A 16,704-nucleotide genomic window follows, 5' to 3' on the forward strand; every position below is an offset into this window, starting at 1 on the left:
AATTTCCCGGTTCCGCGTGTCCTCCGTCACCATCCTTCTTTGCACCCACAACGGCGCCCGCTTCCTGCAGGCGCAACTGGAGTCCATCGCGGCCCAGACGTGGACGGACTGGGCCCTGTGGATCAGCGATGACGGCTCGACCGATGGCACGCTGGACATCCTGAGGGACTTCCGCGAGGCGCATCCGGGTCGCGAGATCCGCCTGCTCAGCGGCGCGGGGTGCGGGGCGGCGGCCAACTATCTGGCGCTGCTGTGTCACCCGGACCTTGGACCGCGCCGCATCGCCTTTTGCGATCAGGATGACATGTGGCTGCCCGAGAAGCTGGCCCGCGCCGTGGCGCGCCTGAACAAATACGGTGACAACGCCCCGGCCTGCTATGCGGCGGGCAGCACCGTCACCGATGCCGACTTGACGCCCATCGGACGCCTGCACACCGAAGGCACCACGCCCAGCCTTAAAAATGCGCTGGTGCAGAACGTCCTGCACGGCAGCACCATCGTCCTGACCGCTGCCGCCCATGACCTGCTGCGACAGGCCGGGCCGGTATCAGTGCCGTTTCACGACTGGTGGTGCTATCTGGCGCTAACCGCCTGCAATGTGCCCATCGAACTGGAGGACGCGCCCGCCCTGCTGTACCGCCAGCACGGCGACAATCACATCGGCTATAACAAGGGCGCGGGGGCCGGCCGCAAGCGGTATCGGCTGATCGCCGAGGGCATCTTTCGCGGCTGGCTGACGCAGAATGCCGAGGCGCTGCTGCACGCCGATCTGCCGATGACGCCCGACGCCCGAACCTTGTGCCGGGACTATCTTGCCTTGCAGGATCGCCCCGCCGTTGCGCGCATGCTGGGCTATCGCAGGCTTGGCCTGCGGCGACAGTCCCGACCCGGAACGCTGCTTCTGCACGCCTTTGCCGGTCTGGGCTATGTCTGAGCGGCCAACCCGGCGCGCCTGAGCATTGGTACCCGTTCCTTCGCAGCGCCGATCACACCCGCTTGCTCCATGCCCGCAGCAAAGGTCACCGCATCGCCGCCCGGCACGAAGGGCAGCGGATGACCATTGGGCGCCGCCCGCAGGGCATCGCCCTGCCCGCCCAGATCATAGGCAAACACCGGCAGGCCGGTGGCCAACGCCTCATGGGTGACGAAAGAAAAGGTCTCGGGCCAGATCGACGGGATCATCCAGCAGGTGATGCCATAGCGCCGGACCAGTGCCGGGATGTCCGAGGTACGATAGGCGCCGTGGATGGTCGCGCCACGGGCCAGACGGAACGACGGCTCTACCGTGCCCAGCACCACCAGTCGCGCCTGACCTCCGCGCGCCAGGCGATGCGACATGTCCCGCAACAGGGCCGCGCCCTTGTGTTTGCGTATGTGGCCCAGCACCCCGACCACCGGAGCGGCATCGGCCTCGGGCCGCGGCAGCGCGGGCGGCAGGTTGCCCAGCGGGTGCGGCTGCACGACGATCCTATCCACGGCCTTGGGATAGACCGCCGCCATTATGTCGAAACTGGATTGCGAGAAAACGGTGACGCGGCTGGCCGCCCGCATCACGCCCTGCCAGTTCGCCTGCCAGGCTTCCAGCGGCACGCGCAGCCCGCCGCGACCCCGGAACACATGCGCACTGCCCGCGTCGGGCGGGTGCGGAACCCCGGTGTAAAAGCCCTGGCCGTCCAGCAGGGTCTGGGACGGCGAGATCGGGAAAAAGTCGTGGACCTCGATCTCGAGCAGGTCCGAGGGCCGCCGGCGCAGCCAGGCCAGATGGCGCGGCAGTTCATGCGCCCAAGGATCGCCCACCCCGCAGGCATAGGTGACATGGCGCGAGGTGACCCCGGACAGAAGCTTCTCGATCATGGCGAAATCGCCGGTGGCGCCCTTGGTGACACCCTGCGGCGTGTGCGCCTCCAACTGCCAGCGCTGCACGCCGCCGACACGCAGGACCACGGCCCCCAGCCCGGCCCGGGTGCGCGCCCTGATCCGCGCCTGCACCATGGCATCGGCCCCGCCGCCCAGCGAATGGGCCAGGAACACCGGCACCGGCGCGTCGCCATGGGCGCCGATCCAGGCGCAGGCCAAAAACAACCGTTCAGTCAGCAACGGGTCGTCGCTCACAAAGCGCTGCACTTGCCGGGCAAACTCGGGATGCCGCTGCGCGATCAGGCGATCGTTCTCGCGAATGCGCGCGGCCTTCTGTTCGATCCCGAAGGACGCCGCGCCCCGATGTTCGACGAAAACACCCGGATGCGCACAGTGGAAGCCGCCCAGAGCGCGGATCTTCTGACACCAGTCGACCTCTTCGCCATAGCCGGTGCCGAAAGCGGTGTCGAAGGCTGGAGCCTTGCGCAGGTAGTCGATGTCGATGGCCATGCAGAACCCGACGCCCGTGGGCAGCGGCGTCAGCGAGGGCGGCAGTTCGGCCATGCGGGCGGCCGCGTCGATGTGGTCCACCGCGCCCTCGGCCAGCGGGCCGCGCCGCGCCAGCACCGGCACCGACAGAAGCTCGGCATCATTGGCCATGGGCGTGACCGTGGCCACATGGCGTTGCGCACGCAGCGGCGCCAGCATGCGGCTGGCCCAGGCCTCCGGCAGGAAGCAATCGGAGTTGAGCAGCACCACGTCCTGCCCGATCTCGACCGCCCGCGCGAAGGCGGTGTTGACGCTGGCCACGAACCCTTGGTTCTGGTCCTGCTCGATCAGTTCGACCCGGCCCGCTTCGATCTGGTTCATCTCGGCCGCCCAGTCGCGCAGCAAGGGCCGGACCCGGTCGTCGGTCGAGGCATCCTCCACAAGGATCATGCGCCATGGCACATCGGTGTGGCGATGGATGCGGTCCAGCACCGGGGCCAGCAGGTCGAAGGCGTTGTGCACCGGCAGGATCACGGTGACGGGCCTCAGATCGGGCGCCCGGGTCTCTTCCGGCGCGGGGTCCAGAAACCGGGGGTCCAGATCGGTCCAGACGGCCTGCTGCGCAAATCCCAGACGGCGCTTGATGCGCTCGCGCGCTTCAAGATCCTGCGCAAACCGCCAGCGGATGCCGTCGGGCAAAAGCCGCGACGTGGTTCTCAGAAAGCGCGGCAGTACCGCCACGCGCGACCATATCCGACGCGTCCGCGAGATCGGGGGCAGCGGGTATTCGTGGCGTTCCCCATCAACCTTCAGCACCAGCCACGGCGTCGAATGGCCCACCGGCAGGTCCAGCACAAAGCGCCCATCCGCGGACATGGTGCCCAGATCCGCCCGGGCCTCGGCGCGGGTCGACTTGCACACCAGCGCCACTTCGGCCCCCGGCGCCACGCCTTCGACGATCCGGCGGCAACGCTCCACACGGCTGCCGGTGACAATTCCGAATTGTCCGCCCCCCGGTGCTTTCAGAAGGAAGCCCGGCTGCTCAATTCGAGCCTGTTCATCGGCAAACCGATGGAAAAGGCGCACAAGAAGGGTCACAAAATCCTGCCAGTCATCTGAAATCCGGCGACAATGGGGGATGCCGCAACTGCGAAGACCCTACTACTCTGCCGCCTTGGAATCCAAGGTCTGTTTTTCCGGCGACTTTGGCAGGCGGATCAGCGCCTGTGCCAGCGCGTGCGGATCGTCGGCCAGCACCAGCGGCAGCAGGTGACCGTTGTCCGCGGTCGCCACCCCTTCAGCCTGCCCGCCCAGATCGAAACAGAAGACCGGCAGACCGGTCGCGATCGCCTCGCGCGTGGTATAAGAGAACGTCTCGGGCCAGATCGACGGGATGAACCAGCGGTCGATTCCGTAGGCCGCCGCAAGCCGGGGAAGATCGTCCAAAGCATAGCGCCCGTGGACGGTCACATGGTCAGGCGGCGCATAGGCCGGATCGACGCGTCCGATGATGGTCAGGCTTTGCCTTTCGGGATTCAGCACGCCGCCCAGCTTTGCCACGACCTCGGCCCCTTTCTGGAAGCCGATGTCGCCCAGCACACCGATGCCGGGCTTGCCGGTCGCGGGGACCGGAATGCGCGGCACGGCGTGCGTATCGTCATGCGGGATCAGCCGGAGGCGTTCTGCTGCCTGCGGATAGGCTTGCGCCACGATGTCCCGGCTGGCGCGGGAGAACACCACCAGCGTCTCGGCGGCCGCGACCAGACGCCCCCATTCCGCCCGCCATTGGTCCAGCGATACCGGCGTGCCATCGGGGCGCGACGTGGCATGGGCCGCATCTTCCGTGCCCGGGTGCGGAACGCCGCGATAGTGTCCGTCCTTGTCCAGCAGGGTGTAAGAGGGGCTGACGGGAAAATAGTCGTGAAACAGGATCTCGATCGCGTCGCGACCGGGCTGAACAAGGTCCAGCAGCGCGGCAGGCAAGCCGACCGGATCGCCGTCGCCAACGCCGCAGGAATAGATCAGGCGGCGCGCACCGGGGCCCGCAAACAGGCCGCGCAGGGTGTCGGTGCTGCCGGTCGCGGCGCCCAGCACCTCGTCCGGCGTGTGCAATTCGACCCGCCAGCGGCGATCCCCGCCGACCCGCACCACCACCACGGCGCCATAGCGGGCGAGGTCACCCTGCACCCGTCGCGCCAGATAATGCTCTGCCCCGCCCCCCAGAGAATGTCCCAGGTAGACCGGCAGCGGCGTGTCCTTCAGGGTCAGCGCCCAGGCGATCCCCAGCGCCAGTCGCGGTGCGGACAGGGGGTCGGCACGGATGAAATCCTGCACCTCGGCATCATAGGACGGATAGCGCCGCGCCACGGTGGCGTTGTTCCTGGCCACCAGCGCCTGCTTGGCGGCGCTGCCGAAAGAGGCGCCGCCGCGATGCTCCACGAAGAGACTGGCCAGCCCGATGTGACGCCCGCCAAGCGCGCGCGCCTTCTGGCACCAGTCGACTTCTTCGCCGTATCCCTTGCCGAAGGCGGTGTCGAAGCCTGGCAGCTTTTCCAGGAACCCCCGGTTGATCGCCATGCAGAAGCCCACGCCGGTGGGCACGTCGGCGCGGGCCAGCGGGGGCGACAGGGTGGCGGCAACCGCGTCCAGTGCATCGACCTGATCCTTGGCAAGATCGCTGCGGCAGACGATCCTTGGCACCGAGAAGATCTCGGCATCGTTGGACATCGGGGTGACCGTAGCGACCTTGTCCATGTCGGACAGCGGCGCCAGCAGGCGCGCGGCCCAGCCTGCGGGCACCATCGCGTCCGAGTTCAGCAGGATCACCGGATCGGGATGCTCCAGCGCCTTGGCAAACGCCCGGTTGACGCTGCCGATGAAGCCAAGGTTTTCGGGATTTTCCAGCAGTTCGACCTGCATGGGCAGGCGCGCGGCTTCGGGTCCCTTGATCCAATCACACAGGAATGGGCGCACCCGATCGTCGGGCGAGGCGTCTTCGACCAACAGCAGCCGGCCCGGCACATCCGTATGGCGCGACAGGCGCGACAGAAGTTCCGGCAGCAGGTCGAATGCATTGTAGATCGGGACGATGATCGTGGCGGCGGGCCCGGGATTGGCGGTGACCGGAGAGGTTGCGAACAGGTCCTCCGGCAGGTCGCGCGTGCGCGCGGTCAGGGCCGTGGTCAGCCCCAGCCGATCGCGCATCCGCGCGTGGGCGGCCTCATCGCCGCGCCCCACGGCCGCGATCACGTCCGGCGCGTTCCGCAACCCCAGCCAAACCAACTGAAGGGCCGCGATGGGCATTCGGACGCGCCGCTGCCACAAGCCGGGACAGGGCAGATCGATGACCCGCACCCGCCCTGCCGTTTCGCAGGCCAGTCGCAGGGCATTTCCATCCCAGGGGGCATCGATCAGAAAACCGGGTTCGGCCAGGTCAGAGCCTGTCGGGACATCGCCACGGGCAAAGCGGTCGCTGACCGGCAGATCGCCCCCCTTCATCAAGAGGTAAAGGCGCTGATCCCTCGACCATCCTTCGACGCGCACGCGGCCCTGTGCAAAGCTGATGCTGTCCACGCATCCGATGATATCGCCAAGCCGGTTCCGGATGACCTTGGGGCCCGCGCGCATCCGCAGCCTTGTGGTCACGAAACGCCGGAAAAGAGAAAGGGCTCTGCTCATCATTGGAAAGACTCGGTACAAAAGCGCCGTCATGCGCGACGGTGTTACAGGTTTGCCAACTCGTAAACAAACACATGTCCGCCAAATTGGACCGACAACTGCACCACGCCGCCGGAACAGACCAGATCTTGCCGAAACCCGGCCGTGTTTCGTGCGCCAAGGCACAGACTGGGGTCGGGTTCGGCAATGGGAAACCGCTCGATGATCGGTGCACTGCCGGTTTGGGAGTCCAGCACCAGCCCCTCGCTTCGGCACCAGCCCTCCACGCGGATCGATTTTCCGTTGAAGGACAGCCTGTCGACTTGCCCCAACGTCCTTCCGTCAAAGCTTGTCAGAACAATGGGTCCGGGCAAGATGTTCCAGGCAAGTCTGCGGGCCCGTCGTACCAGCCTGCGTCTGATCCCGATCATGGTCCCGCGCGCACCGCTCTTAGCGCGCGATGCGGCGGGCGATGGTTTCGGCCAATTCCGTGATGGCGCGCGACTGGGCCTGCGCAACGGCGCGCGGTGTGTCGCCGGTCAGCGGCGTGGTGATGTCGAACTGGCCAGAACGGTCGGCCAGCCCCGAGGCCACCGGCGAGATCGCGTATTGGCCTTTCAGGCGAAACACGCCGCTGGCATCGCCATGCATCTGGCTGACACGAACTTGCACCTGGGCAGCGGGCGAATCTGTAAACGGCCAGGGTTCGGCCGCGACCCTTGCGCCGGTGATGGTGCCCAGGGCGTCCGCCAGCGCATAGGTGCTGGCGCGCGACGGGGTGTCGGCCCAAAGGTTGCCGGACAGTGTTTCCAGCCCGCCATCTTCGTTCAGCAGAACGATTTCATCGGCGTCCGCATAGCGGGGCAGCGACATGTCGCGCACCTCGATCGAGGACACCAGCGGGCGCAACCTCAGGCTGGTCGCGGTATCAGGCAGGGGAATCTGCGTGTCGAATCCACCGCACCCGGCAAGAAGGCCAAGCAGGATCACGGCGAAAGGGCGGAAAATGCGCATGGTTATCGTCCAACAAGCAGGGAATTGGGTTTGCGTTCTATGGTGCGGGCCAGCGAGGTCACCGCCTGCGCCGCATCGCGCATGTCGCGGATCGCGGCCAGGGTCTGGGCGCTGAACTGCGACCGCTCGCCATAGGTTGCCATCAGGGCCTCGGACTGACGCACCAGCCCGTCCAGACGCGCCGCAAGCTCGGGCAGATCGGCGGCGGCGGCGGCCACCGCGTCGGCGGCGGAACTGGCCGAGGCCAGCATGGCGTTGGTGTTGGCCACCGCGCCGCCTTCGCGCAATTCGGCCAATGCCGCGCCCAATTCGTCCAGTGCATAGGCCAGCGCCGGCGGGATCTGTGCGGTTTCATCGGAACTGACCAGCGCCTCGGCGCTGTCGACCAGACTGCTGGCCGAGGCCATCAACTCGTTCAGCGGCAGTTCCTCGGCGGTGCGAGCGACCGCGTCGATGCGGGCCACAAGGTCCGGCAGGCCGGCAGAGGCGGATTCGATGGACTGCGCGATCTGGTCGGTCCGGCCGAGAGCCGCCAACAACGCGTCCACCTCGGGGCCTTCGCGCAGGCGACCGGTGATCTGTTCCACATCTGCCACCGTTGCGGTCACCGTCTGAAGCGCCGCGTTCAACTGACCCGGCAGCGCCTGGGTGTCGGGCGAGGAGGCCACCGCATCGACCGAGGCCACCAGCGTTGCCGCCCGCGACACCAGATCCTGCAAGGGCAGCCCGGCTGCGGTGCTGGCCAGCGTCTGGATGTTCGCGATGACCGGATCCAGCCCGGACACCGTGCCTTCCACGTCCCTAGCGATGGTCTCGACCCGCGCCATGGCTGCCACCAGCGAGTCCACGGCGGTCGAAGCCGCGACCTCGTTGACCATCTTGCGCACGTCGCCGACCGAGGTTTCCACATCCGCAAGGATGCGCGTCAGGCTGTCGGGCATGGTGGTGAAATCGGGGCTGCTGATGACCGTATTGGCCGAGGCCACCACGGCCGTGGCTTCCTCGATCAACTGGTCCAGCGGCAGATCGTTGGCCTTGACCAGCAACGCCTGAATTTCTGCGGTGATCTGGGGCAGGCCGTTGCTGACCTCGGCCACACGGCTGGCGACCTGTTCGGTGCTTTTCAAGGTGGCCACGAGGCTGGCGGCGGCCTCGCTTTGCTGCACCTGATCCAGGATGGACTTCAGGCTGACCAGCGAGGCCGCGGCATCGGTCACGGCTTCGGTCACTGCATCCGACCCGACAAGCTTGCGGAAGTCCTCGATCAACCCCAGCACTTCGGCCGGTGCGTCCTGCACTCCGTCCGAGGCGACCACGCTGTTGACGTGGTCGATCAGGTCGGTGACCGCCTGGAACATGTCCTCATAGGGCAGGTTCACGATACGCTCGGCGGCGGTCTGCATGGACCCCGCGACATCGGTGATGTTGGACGCCGTGGCCGGGATCACCGGGCGTCCGGTGGTCAGGCTGGCAAGAGTAGCGGGCGGTGCGTCCGGCACCTGCACCAAATCGACACGCAGCGAGGTGCCCAGCAGCCCCTGGCTGACCAATTGCGCGCGGTATCCCTTGGCAACCTGTTCGGCCACAAGGTCGATCGTGCGCCTCTCGGCATCGTCGCCCGAAATCCCCAGTCGGTCCGGCAGAAGGCGCACATCGACGCGCATCATGACCTTGGGCTCATCGCCGCTTTCATCCAGGAAACTGCCCAGCCCGATCACCGTGCCCACCGTCAGGCCGCGGAATTTCACCGGGGCACCGGTGGCCAGACCATCGATTGACCCATCGAAGAGGATCGAGAACGGCACTTCGGCACCAACCACTTCGATCACCGAGGCACTGCCGGCGGCATCGCGCGAGGCGAAGACACTGAAGGAATGTCCCTTGCTGATTTCCCGCGCGTCCAGCGCCAGGTTTTCGAAGGCGACCCCGCCCTTGATGATCGATGTCAGGTTGCCGATGTCCAGTTTCAGCCCCCCGGCGCCCAGCGACACGTTGATGCCAGAGGCCCCCCAAAAACGCGTGCCCGTGGTGACCAGGTGGTGATAGGGTGCGCGCACGAAAGCCTGCGCCGTCACCAGCGAGCCGTCGTCCGACAACACCGGACGGTCGATCAGACCGACCTCGACACCCTTGTAGAGGATCGGCGCGCCGGCCGCGATACGTCCGCCCAGTGGCGCGGTCAGAAGGAACTCGATCCCTTCCTCGTTCTGCGAGAACAGCGGCTGCTTGGCGAGACCGACGAATTTCGACCTTGGCGTGCCCGGATCCGCATCCCATGCGCCTTCCAGGAAAACGCCGCCCAGAAGCGTCGCCAGACCGCTGACGCCCTGCGCGGAAACCTCGGGCCGGACGATCCAGAACTCGGCCTCTGTATCCACGTAAGGCGCGATGGACTTGTCCAGACGGACACCGACGACCACGTTGGTCAGTCCGTCGCCGAAGGTAACGGTCTCGACCTTGCCGACGGTGACATCGCGGAATTTCAGCTCTGTCTCGCCGGCGACCACACCTTCGCCATTGATGAAGGTGATCTCGATCAGCGGACCGCGCCCGGCCAGCGATTGCCATGTCATGAACCCGGCCAGCGACAGCGCGATTATCGGCACCAGCCAGATCATGGTCAGCCCGGCCATGCCGCGCGGCTTGCGCATTTCGACTTCAAGCTCGCTGGGTCCGCTTTCGCTCACTCGGTTTTTCCCCGTAGGCGTCCCAGATCAGCCGGGGGTCCAGACTGAGTGCCGAGAACATTGTAAAGATGACGGTTGCCGCAAAGCAGACCGCCGCGATGCCGGGATAGATATCGGCAACGCCGCCAAGATGGACCAGCGCCGACAGAATGGCCACGACGAATACGTCGATCATCGACCAGCGGCCAATGAATTCCACCACTTCGTACAGAAGATGCAGCCGGTGCGGGTCGCGCTTGGCGGGAAACTGGATCATCAGGGCCAGATAGGCGACGGCAAAGAATTTCGCCACCGGGATGACAACCGAGGCCAGAATCACCACCGCCCCCACGAACACGTCACCGTGGTGGATCAACTCCAGCGCGCCGCCCAGAATTGTCGAGGAAAACCGCGCCACAAGGGTATCGGTGATCATCATTGGATAGATGTTGGCCGGAATGAAGGCGATCAGCCCGGCGAACCACCACGCCCAGACCCGTTGCAGGCTGTTGACATAGCGGCTTTGCAGCGGCGACCAGCAGCGGGCGCATTGCTTCTGCGTGATCGGCGCCACCTGTCCGCAATGGCCGCAGCCCACCAGCCCGGCCTGTCGCGCGGTCACTTTCTTGCCAGAATGCGCCATATGGACCTTTCACAGATCATGGTGTCTTTGGCGGCGATCAGCAGGACCAGCCCGACGAACGCCCAGAAGGCCGAGCCGAATTCGACCGACGCCAGCCCGACGATCTTGACCAGCGCGACGGCGACCCCGAGGATGAAGATCTCGGCCATGGCCCAGGGCCGCAGGCGCATCGCCACACGGAACGCCAGCCCGGCATGGGCGGCGGGCTGCCGTCCCATGGCCAGCGGCCCCAGCGCATAGATGATGCCCACCAGCCGCCCCACCGGCAACAGGATGATCAGCGCGCCGACGATCGCCGACAGCGGCGCCATCATCCCCGACGCCTCGGCGAAGGCGGTGACCGCGTCGATGACCGAAGCCGCGCTGGAGATCCCCGAGGCCTCGATTTCCAGGAACGGAAAGGACACCGCCGAGATCATCAGGATCAGCGCCCCGAAGGCCAGCGACACGATAGTGGCAATTGCCCCCCGGCGCGGCGACAGCAGAACCGAATGGCACCGAGAACAGCGCGCCGTGGCACCCACCGGCACAGAGGCCAGAGTGTGCAGGCAATCGCAGTGCGGGCAGGCGATCAGGGTGTCCAGCCGATCAGGGCGCAGGGACGGTTCAGCAAGGGTCATGCGCGGATAGTGGGATGTGTCGCGCCCCGGCACAAGCCCCTGCCTTCATCGCAGGCGCGGGGACCGCCTCACGACGACAGGCATTCGATCAGAGCATCGGCCAGCCCGGTCAGCATTTGCGGGTACAGCTGCGGGCCGGGATCAAGCCCCGCGCCCAGCGGATCCATGATCCCGATCCTGGCACCGCTGGCGTCGAACACGGTCTGCACCAGCTTGGGATCGAACTGGGGTTCGGTGAAGACACAGACGATGCCCTGTTCGGCCACCTCTGCCTTGATCCGGGCGATCCGCGCCGCCCCCGGATCCTGGGCGTCCGAGACCGCCACGGCCCCCGTGGCCGGAATATCGAAGGCGGCTTCGAAATACTGATAGGCGTCGTGGTAGACGATGAACGGCCGATCCCGAACAGGTGCCAGCGCCGTTTGGATCTGTGCGGAAAGCTGGTCAAGCTCATCCCGCGCGGTATTCGCGTTGGCGCGATAGGCGGCGGCATTGTCGGGATCATGCGCTGACAAGCTGTCGGCGATGGCGCCGAGCCAGGCCAAGGCATTGGCCGGGTCAAGCCACAGGTGCGGATCGACGGCCCCATGCGCATGCTGGTGGTCGTCGTCGGTGTCCGCGTCGTGATCCTCGTGGTCGTCCTGATGGCCATCGTGATCCTCGTGCTCGTCGTGGTCGTCGTGGTCTTCGTGGTCATCATCACCTTCGGCAAACACGGCCAAGTCGCGGCTGGGCAGTTGCCGCACGCCGGGCACGTCGGCTAGCGCAACAACCGCCTCTTCCGACGAGAGCGATCCCAATGCCTTGTCCAGCCAGGGCGTCAGCCCGGCGCCGACGTGAAAGACCAGATCCGCCTGCTGCAGCGCCCGCGCCTGCGAGGGCCGCATGGCGTGGTCATGCGGGCTGGCGCCGGGCTGGACCAGCATTTCTGGCGCGCCAACGCCGTCCATCACGCGGGCCACCAGCGCATGCACAGGCGCAATATCCGTGACCACATCCGGCGCGGCATGGGCGGGGGCGGCGGCCAGAAGGCTGGCGGTCAGAACAGGGACAAGACGGTCAAGGGGCATCATGCACGCTCACGTTATTGTATAACACTCGCGCCCGATGTAGAACCTTCCGACAACCAGCGCAACCCGGAGCCGTCCTTGTCCCGCCCCGTCACCCCCCTGGAAGGGTTTTCCACCCACGATCACCGCCGGTGCCGCACCGAGACCCTTGCCGTGGCCGAACGCCTGAGCGCCGAGCGCGGCCTGAAGTTGACCCCGATCCGGCGACGCGTGCTGGAGATCCTGCTGGAAGGGCACCGCGCCTTGGGCGCCTATGACATCCTGCACCGGTTGGCGCAGGACGGGCTGGGCAGCCAGCCTCCGGTGGCCTATCGGGCGCTGACGTTCCTGCGCGAGCTTGGCGTCGTGCATCGGATCGAGAAACTCAACGCCTTCGTGGTCTGCACCCATCCGCGCGATGCCCATGTGCCGGCGTTTCTGATCTGCCGGAAATGCAGTTCGGTGGCCGAAGCCTCGGCCCCGTCACAAGGCGGCTTGCTGGGACCGGCGGCACAGGCTGCGGGGTTTGCCATCGAAACCTCGGTGCTGGAAGCCGAAGGCCTGTGCCCGGGCTGCCAGGGATAGGACGCGGCCACCGGCGTCCCCGCGCCTTGCCGGACCTGCGGTCAATGGGCGCGCTTTCACGCGCGTCTGTTTGACAAGTCACACAGTTGCTTTGTAAGTCCGTTGGACCCCGGTCATCCCAGCCAGCCCGACCGGACCCACCGATGTCGCACGCGGAACCTCTTGCATGAACCGATCTGCCTTTGCTGCCCTGTTTTCAAGGAAATCGTCGGGAAAGGCAGGCTCGGATGATGGCAGTGACGACAGCGTGTCCGACGTTGACCTGATCGCACAGGAATTCGACACCATTTACTACGCCGCCCAGTTGCAGGACGCGCTGTCGCCGGAGCAGAGCGCGCCCGAACACTATCTGGCGGTCGGCTGGCAAGAGGGGCTGGACCCGACTCCGAAGTTTTCCACCCGGTTCTACCTCGACGTCAATGACGACGTGCGCGAAAACGGCATCAACCCGTACCTGCACTATCTGCGCTACGGACGCGCCGAAGGCCGCCTGTCGCAAGCCCCGGAAGCCGATCCGGATCTGCCGACGGCGGAAACCACGTCAGAAGCCGTGGAAGATGCGCCGCAGGACCGCGCGCCGGACCTGCACAAGCTTAAGCACATCGCGCCGCATTTCGACGAGACCTACTATCGCGCAAACAACCGGGACGTGGATTTCACCGACATCTCGCCGGTGCAGCACTACGCCTCCGTTGGCTGGCGCGAGGGGCGCAACCCGACGGCCAAATTCTCGATCAGCTACTACCTGATGACCAATCCGGATGTGGCTGCACATGACATCGATCCGTTCTGGCACTACATCGTGGCCGGTCGCAAGGAAGGCCGTGCGGCGACTCATCCAGCGGGCTTCAAGCATGAGGTTCTGCGCTGGCTGCGCCCACTGGACGAACAGCGCGCGGCATGGCGGGTGGCGCACACCGAAACCCCGCCCGATGCGGGCGATACCGACGCTCTGGACGCGGCCCTGCGCAGCGCCCTGATCGACACCGGCACGCTGGTTCTGAGCATCGGGCACGATGACTTTCAGGCCAACGTGGGCGGCGTACAGTTCTGCATCCAGCACGAACGCGACCAGTGCCGGGACCAGGGCATCACCCATCTGAACCTGCGCCCCGCCGTCCCGCTGCCCACCTTTGCCGATCCGGGCACCGACACGACTTTCGTTGCAACGCTGGACGGCCGGGCTCTGGGCGCGTTCGAACCGGCGACCCTGATGGACAGATTGTCCGCGCGGACCGAAGATATGGCCGTGACGATGGTGATCCATTCGCTGATGGGCCACGCACCCGAGACCATCATCGCGCTGGCCCAACGGGTTCATCCGGCCTCGGTCCTGCTGTGGGTGCATGATTATTTCACGCTGTGCCCCTCCTACGCGCTGCAACGCAACAACGTGGCCTTCTGCAACGCGCCCGATCTGGCCTCGACCGCCTGCACGATCTGCGTCTACGGGTCCGAGCGGCAGAACCATCTGGACCGCATGGGAAAGCTCTTCGCGGCGCTGACACCGCATGTTCTGGCGCCGTCGCGCGCGGCGGCGGATGTCTGGACCCGACACAACAGCTATGCCCCGGCGCCGGTCTCGATCCTGCCGCATCTGACCCTGACCCATGGCCCAGCCACGCAAGCCGAGCCCGCCGAAGACGGGCCCATTCACATCGGCTTTGCCGGCAGCCCGGCCCCGCACAAGGGCTGGAGCGTCTTTCTGGAAATGGCCGAGCGTTTCGCGCTGCGCGACGACATGAGTTTTCACTATCTCGGCAGCGAGAATCCGGGCATCGGCGCGATCCGGTTCCACCCGGCGTCTGTCTCGACCGATGACCCCCGTGCCATGATCGACGCAATCCGAGAGGCCCGCATCGATCTGGTCCTGAACTGGGCCAGCTGGCCGGAAACCTTCTGCCTGGCGGCCTATGAAGCCGTGACCGGCGGCGCGCGGCTGGTCTCCCGCGCCGGGGCAGGCAATGTGGCCGACCTGATCGCGGCAGAGGACTGCGGTATCGTGCTGCCCTCAAAAGCCGCGCTGATCGCGTTTCTCGAAACCGACGACGTGGTCGAGGAAGCCCGGAAGGCCCGCGCCGACCGCGCCACCAGAAGTCTGGACATGGACCTGTCAGACATGGGGCTTGGCCATGTCAGGATGGGGGAATTCGCATGACCATCGCCGCCTTCACCAGCTTCTCGCTGAACTACTTCGGACGCGCGAAGACATGGGCCGACAGCGTGCGGCGCGTGCATCCGGACTGGAAACTGGTGGCGGTGCTTGTGGACGAGGCGCCGGAGGGCTTCGACATGGCCCCGATCGCGGCGGCTTTCGACGAGGTGCTGACCCCCGACCGCTTCATGGGCGAGGATCATCGCCCGTGGCTGTTCGGCCATGACATCGTCGAGGCCTGCACGGCGGTCAAGGGCGCCGCCCTGCGTTATCTGCTGGACGACCCCGCGCACGCGAAAGTGCTGTATTTCGATCCCGACACAGCGGTGTTTTCGCCGCTGGATCCGCTGATCGACCAGTTGGATCATTGCAACATCATCCTGACGCCGCATCAGGTCGAGCCGGATGAAACGCCGCTCGGGATCTCGGACAACGAGATCACCTCGCTGCACTATGGCACCTACAACCTTGGCTTCATCGCCGTGGCGAACACCGAAGAAAGCCGCCGCTTTGCCGCCTGGTGGGAAGCCCGGCTGCACGACTGGTGCCATGATCGTCTGGATGTGGGCCTGTTCGTGGATCAGAAGTGGTGCAACCTGGTGCCGTGCTTTTTCGATGGCGTGATGACCTGGCGCGATCCGGGCTACAATGTAGCCAGCTGGAACATCAGCCGCCGCGACATTCGGTTTGACGACGCCGGTGACTTGCTGGCCAATGACCGCCCGCTGACCTTCTTCCATTTCACCAAGCTGGGGCCGGTCGGGGACATCATGACCCAACGCTACGCCGGCAGCGATTCGGACGTCTACGAGCTTTGGGCCTGGTACAAGATGGCGGTCGAGGCGAATGAACCCGACGGCCTGCCCGAGAAATGGTGGAAATACGACCGGTTCTCGGATGGCGAGAAAATCCCCAAACCGGCGCGGGTTCTGTACCGCGACCGCCCCGACCTGCGCGACACCTTTCCCGACCCCTTCGACAGCGACGGGGACAGCTACAGCGCCTGGCTGCGGCAGAACACGGACCTGATGAATGCCTGAAATCAAGCCGCTTGCGGACAAACCCACCTATGCCGTCGTCTACCAGTTCGGAAAGGTGGCCAGCACCTCGATCGTGGCGGCGCTGAACCTGCTTCCGGACGTCGAGGCCGTGCAATCCCATTTCATGGGCAAGCAGGCCCTGGGCCAGATTCTGGACAGCCTGTTTGCGCCCGGCATGTCAGAGTATTTCTACTTTCACCAACGCGGACAGCTTGTTGAAAACATTGACATCACGCGCAAGGTGACGCAGCTGCGCGCGGGGTTGGACACCGATCAGAACCTGCTGATCTTGTCCATGTGCCGCGATCCGATGGACTGGTTCCGCTCGGCCCTGACACAGGATGCAAAGGCGCATCTTGAGACCATGAAGACCTATCTGGCCCAGATCGGCCAGACCGTGCCCGAGGATGGCGATGCGGTGATCCGGGCCGCACTTCCGGCCATGCTCGACGAGATCTCGACGCTGTTTTCCACATCGGACACTTTCTGGGACATCTCGGTGCAATCGCGGGCCTCGGCGGCCGAGATCAAGGAGGGGCTGACCCCGGCGCTGGTGCTCTTCACCTATCTCGTCCTGCGCCCGTTCAACTGGTACCGCACCCATTTCCAAAGCGCCCTTGGCGTCGGGATCGGAGAGTTGAGCGCGCGGGATGGCCTGTGGCTGCGCCAAGACGAAGGCGAAACCATTGCCGTGCTGCGGTATGAGGATATGGCCCAACAGCTTCCGGGTCTGATCGCAGGTCTGGGATTGGGTGACATCGACTTGGGCGTGTCGGAAAACCGCAGCACCGGCAAGCTGCACGCGGACACCATCCGCGAGGTGCTGGACGCCTATGATGACAGCCGTCTGCGCGAGGTTTTCGCGCGGTCCTACTATTCCCGGTTCTTCGGCTATTGACCCCCGGGCCGGAGGGGGTTTTCGCCCCCCC

The 16,704-nt window shown here is 65.8% G+C and carries 13 protein-coding genes; 5 read left to right on the forward strand and 8 right to left on the reverse strand.

Features of this window, described 5'->3' with window-relative positions; all coding sequences use genetic code 11:
* Positions 1–16 precede the first annotated feature (16 nt).
* A complete protein-coding gene (locus AB0T83_RS14865; protein ID WP_366194004.1) occupies positions 17–934 on the forward strand; it encodes a glycosyltransferase in 918 nt (305 codons plus the stop codon).
* Here AB0T83_RS14865 and AB0T83_RS14870 read toward each other — a convergent pair.
* The 8 genes from AB0T83_RS14870 to AB0T83_RS14905 all read right to left on the reverse strand — a co-directional run bounded on the left by AB0T83_RS14870 (position 925) and on the right by AB0T83_RS14905 (position 12,019).
* Positions 925–3,444, reverse strand: coding sequence for a glycosyltransferase (locus AB0T83_RS14870; protein ID WP_366194005.1), 2,520 nt, complete (start codon positions 3,442–3,444; stop codon positions 925–927). The two genes, AB0T83_RS14865 and AB0T83_RS14870, sit on opposite strands and share 10 nt — an antisense overlap.
* A gap of 63 nt (positions 3,445–3,507) precedes the next feature.
* Positions 3,508–5,991 (reverse strand): glycosyltransferase, encoded by a 2,484-nt coding sequence (locus tag AB0T83_RS14875; RefSeq protein WP_366194006.1) that lies wholly within the window; start codon positions 5,989–5,991, stop codon positions 3,508–3,510.
* A gap of 77 nt (positions 5,992–6,068) precedes the next feature.
* A complete protein-coding gene (locus AB0T83_RS14880; RefSeq protein WP_366194007.1) occupies positions 6,069–6,335 on the reverse strand; it encodes a hypothetical protein in 267 nt (88 codons plus the stop codon).
* 118 nt (positions 6,336–6,453) lie between these two features.
* Complete coding sequence (locus tag AB0T83_RS14885) at positions 6,454–7,017, reverse strand: PqiC family protein (protein ID WP_366194008.1); 564 nt, start codon at positions 7,015–7,017, stop codon at positions 6,454–6,456.
* A 2-nt stretch (positions 7,018–7,019) separates the two neighbouring features.
* Positions 7,020–9,704 carry a PqiB family protein gene (locus tag AB0T83_RS14890; protein ID WP_366194009.1) on the reverse strand — a complete coding sequence of 895 codons (2,685 nt, stop codon included), beginning with the start codon at positions 9,702–9,704 and terminating at the stop codon, positions 7,020–7,022.
* Positions 9,676–10,305: a paraquat-inducible protein A gene (locus tag AB0T83_RS14895; protein WP_366194010.1), complete on the reverse strand. Its 630-nt coding sequence runs from the start codon at positions 10,303–10,305 to the stop codon at positions 9,676–9,678. The genes AB0T83_RS14890 and AB0T83_RS14895 overlap by 29 nt, the downstream gene beginning before the upstream one ends.
* Positions 10,302–10,946 (reverse strand): paraquat-inducible protein A, encoded by a 645-nt coding sequence (locus AB0T83_RS14900; RefSeq protein WP_366194011.1) that lies wholly within the window; start codon positions 10,944–10,946, stop codon positions 10,302–10,304. Before AB0T83_RS14900 ends, AB0T83_RS14895 begins: the two co-directional genes overlap by 4 nt.
* A gap of 68 nt (positions 10,947–11,014) precedes the next feature.
* Positions 11,015–12,019 (reverse strand): zinc ABC transporter substrate-binding protein, encoded by a 1,005-nt coding sequence (locus tag AB0T83_RS14905; protein ID WP_366194012.1) that lies wholly within the window; start codon positions 12,017–12,019, stop codon positions 11,015–11,017.
* 75 nt (positions 12,020–12,094) lie between these two features.
* Here AB0T83_RS14905 and AB0T83_RS14910 point away from each other — a divergent pair, with 75 nt between their 5' ends.
* The 4 genes from AB0T83_RS14910 to AB0T83_RS14925 all read left to right on the forward strand — a co-directional run bounded on the left by AB0T83_RS14910 (position 12,095) and on the right by AB0T83_RS14925 (position 16,673).
* On the forward strand, positions 12,095–12,580 hold the full coding sequence (locus AB0T83_RS14910) for a transcriptional repressor (protein WP_366194013.1): 486 nt from the start codon (positions 12,095–12,097) through the stop codon (positions 12,578–12,580).
* A gap of 166 nt (positions 12,581–12,746) precedes the next feature.
* Positions 12,747–14,738: a glycosyltransferase family protein gene (locus AB0T83_RS14915; protein ID WP_366194014.1), complete on the forward strand. Its 1,992-nt coding sequence runs from the start codon at positions 12,747–12,749 to the stop codon at positions 14,736–14,738.
* A complete protein-coding gene (locus tag AB0T83_RS14920) occupies positions 14,735–15,775 on the forward strand; it encodes a hypothetical protein (protein ID WP_366194015.1) in 1,041 nt (346 codons plus the stop codon). The genes AB0T83_RS14915 and AB0T83_RS14920 overlap by 4 nt, the downstream gene beginning before the upstream one ends.
* A complete protein-coding gene (locus AB0T83_RS14925; protein WP_366194016.1) occupies positions 15,768–16,673 on the forward strand; it encodes a hypothetical protein in 906 nt (301 codons plus the stop codon). Before AB0T83_RS14920 ends, AB0T83_RS14925 begins: the two co-directional genes overlap by 8 nt.
* Positions 16,674–16,704 lie beyond the last annotated feature (31 nt).

It is taken from the genome of Meridianimarinicoccus marinus (assembly GCF_040689105.1).
Taxonomy (GTDB): Bacteria; Pseudomonadota; Alphaproteobacteria; order Rhodobacterales; family Rhodobacteraceae; genus Meridianimarinicoccus; species Meridianimarinicoccus marinus.

Coding starts and splice junctions, on each gene's coding strand:
- AB0T83_RS14885 (WP_366194008.1), bottom strand. CDS start 7,017: ATGCGCATTTTCCGCCCTTTCGCCGTGATCCTGCTTGGCCTTCTTGCC.
- AB0T83_RS14900 (WP_366194011.1), bottom strand. CDS start 10,946: ATGACCCTTGCTGAACCGTCCCTGCGCCCTGATCGGCTGGACACCCTG.
- AB0T83_RS14905 (WP_366194012.1), bottom strand. CDS start 12,019: ATGATGCCCCTTGACCGTCTTGTCCCTGTTCTGACCGCCAGCCTTCTG.
- AB0T83_RS14915 (WP_366194014.1), top strand. CDS start 12,747: ATGAACCGATCTGCCTTTGCTGCCCTGTTTTCAAGGAAATCGTCGGGA.
- AB0T83_RS14920 (WP_366194015.1), top strand. CDS start 14,735: ATGACCATCGCCGCCTTCACCAGCTTCTCGCTGAACTACTTCGGACGC.
- AB0T83_RS14925 (WP_366194016.1), top strand. CDS start 15,768: ATGCCTGAAATCAAGCCGCTTGCGGACAAACCCACCTATGCCGTCGTC.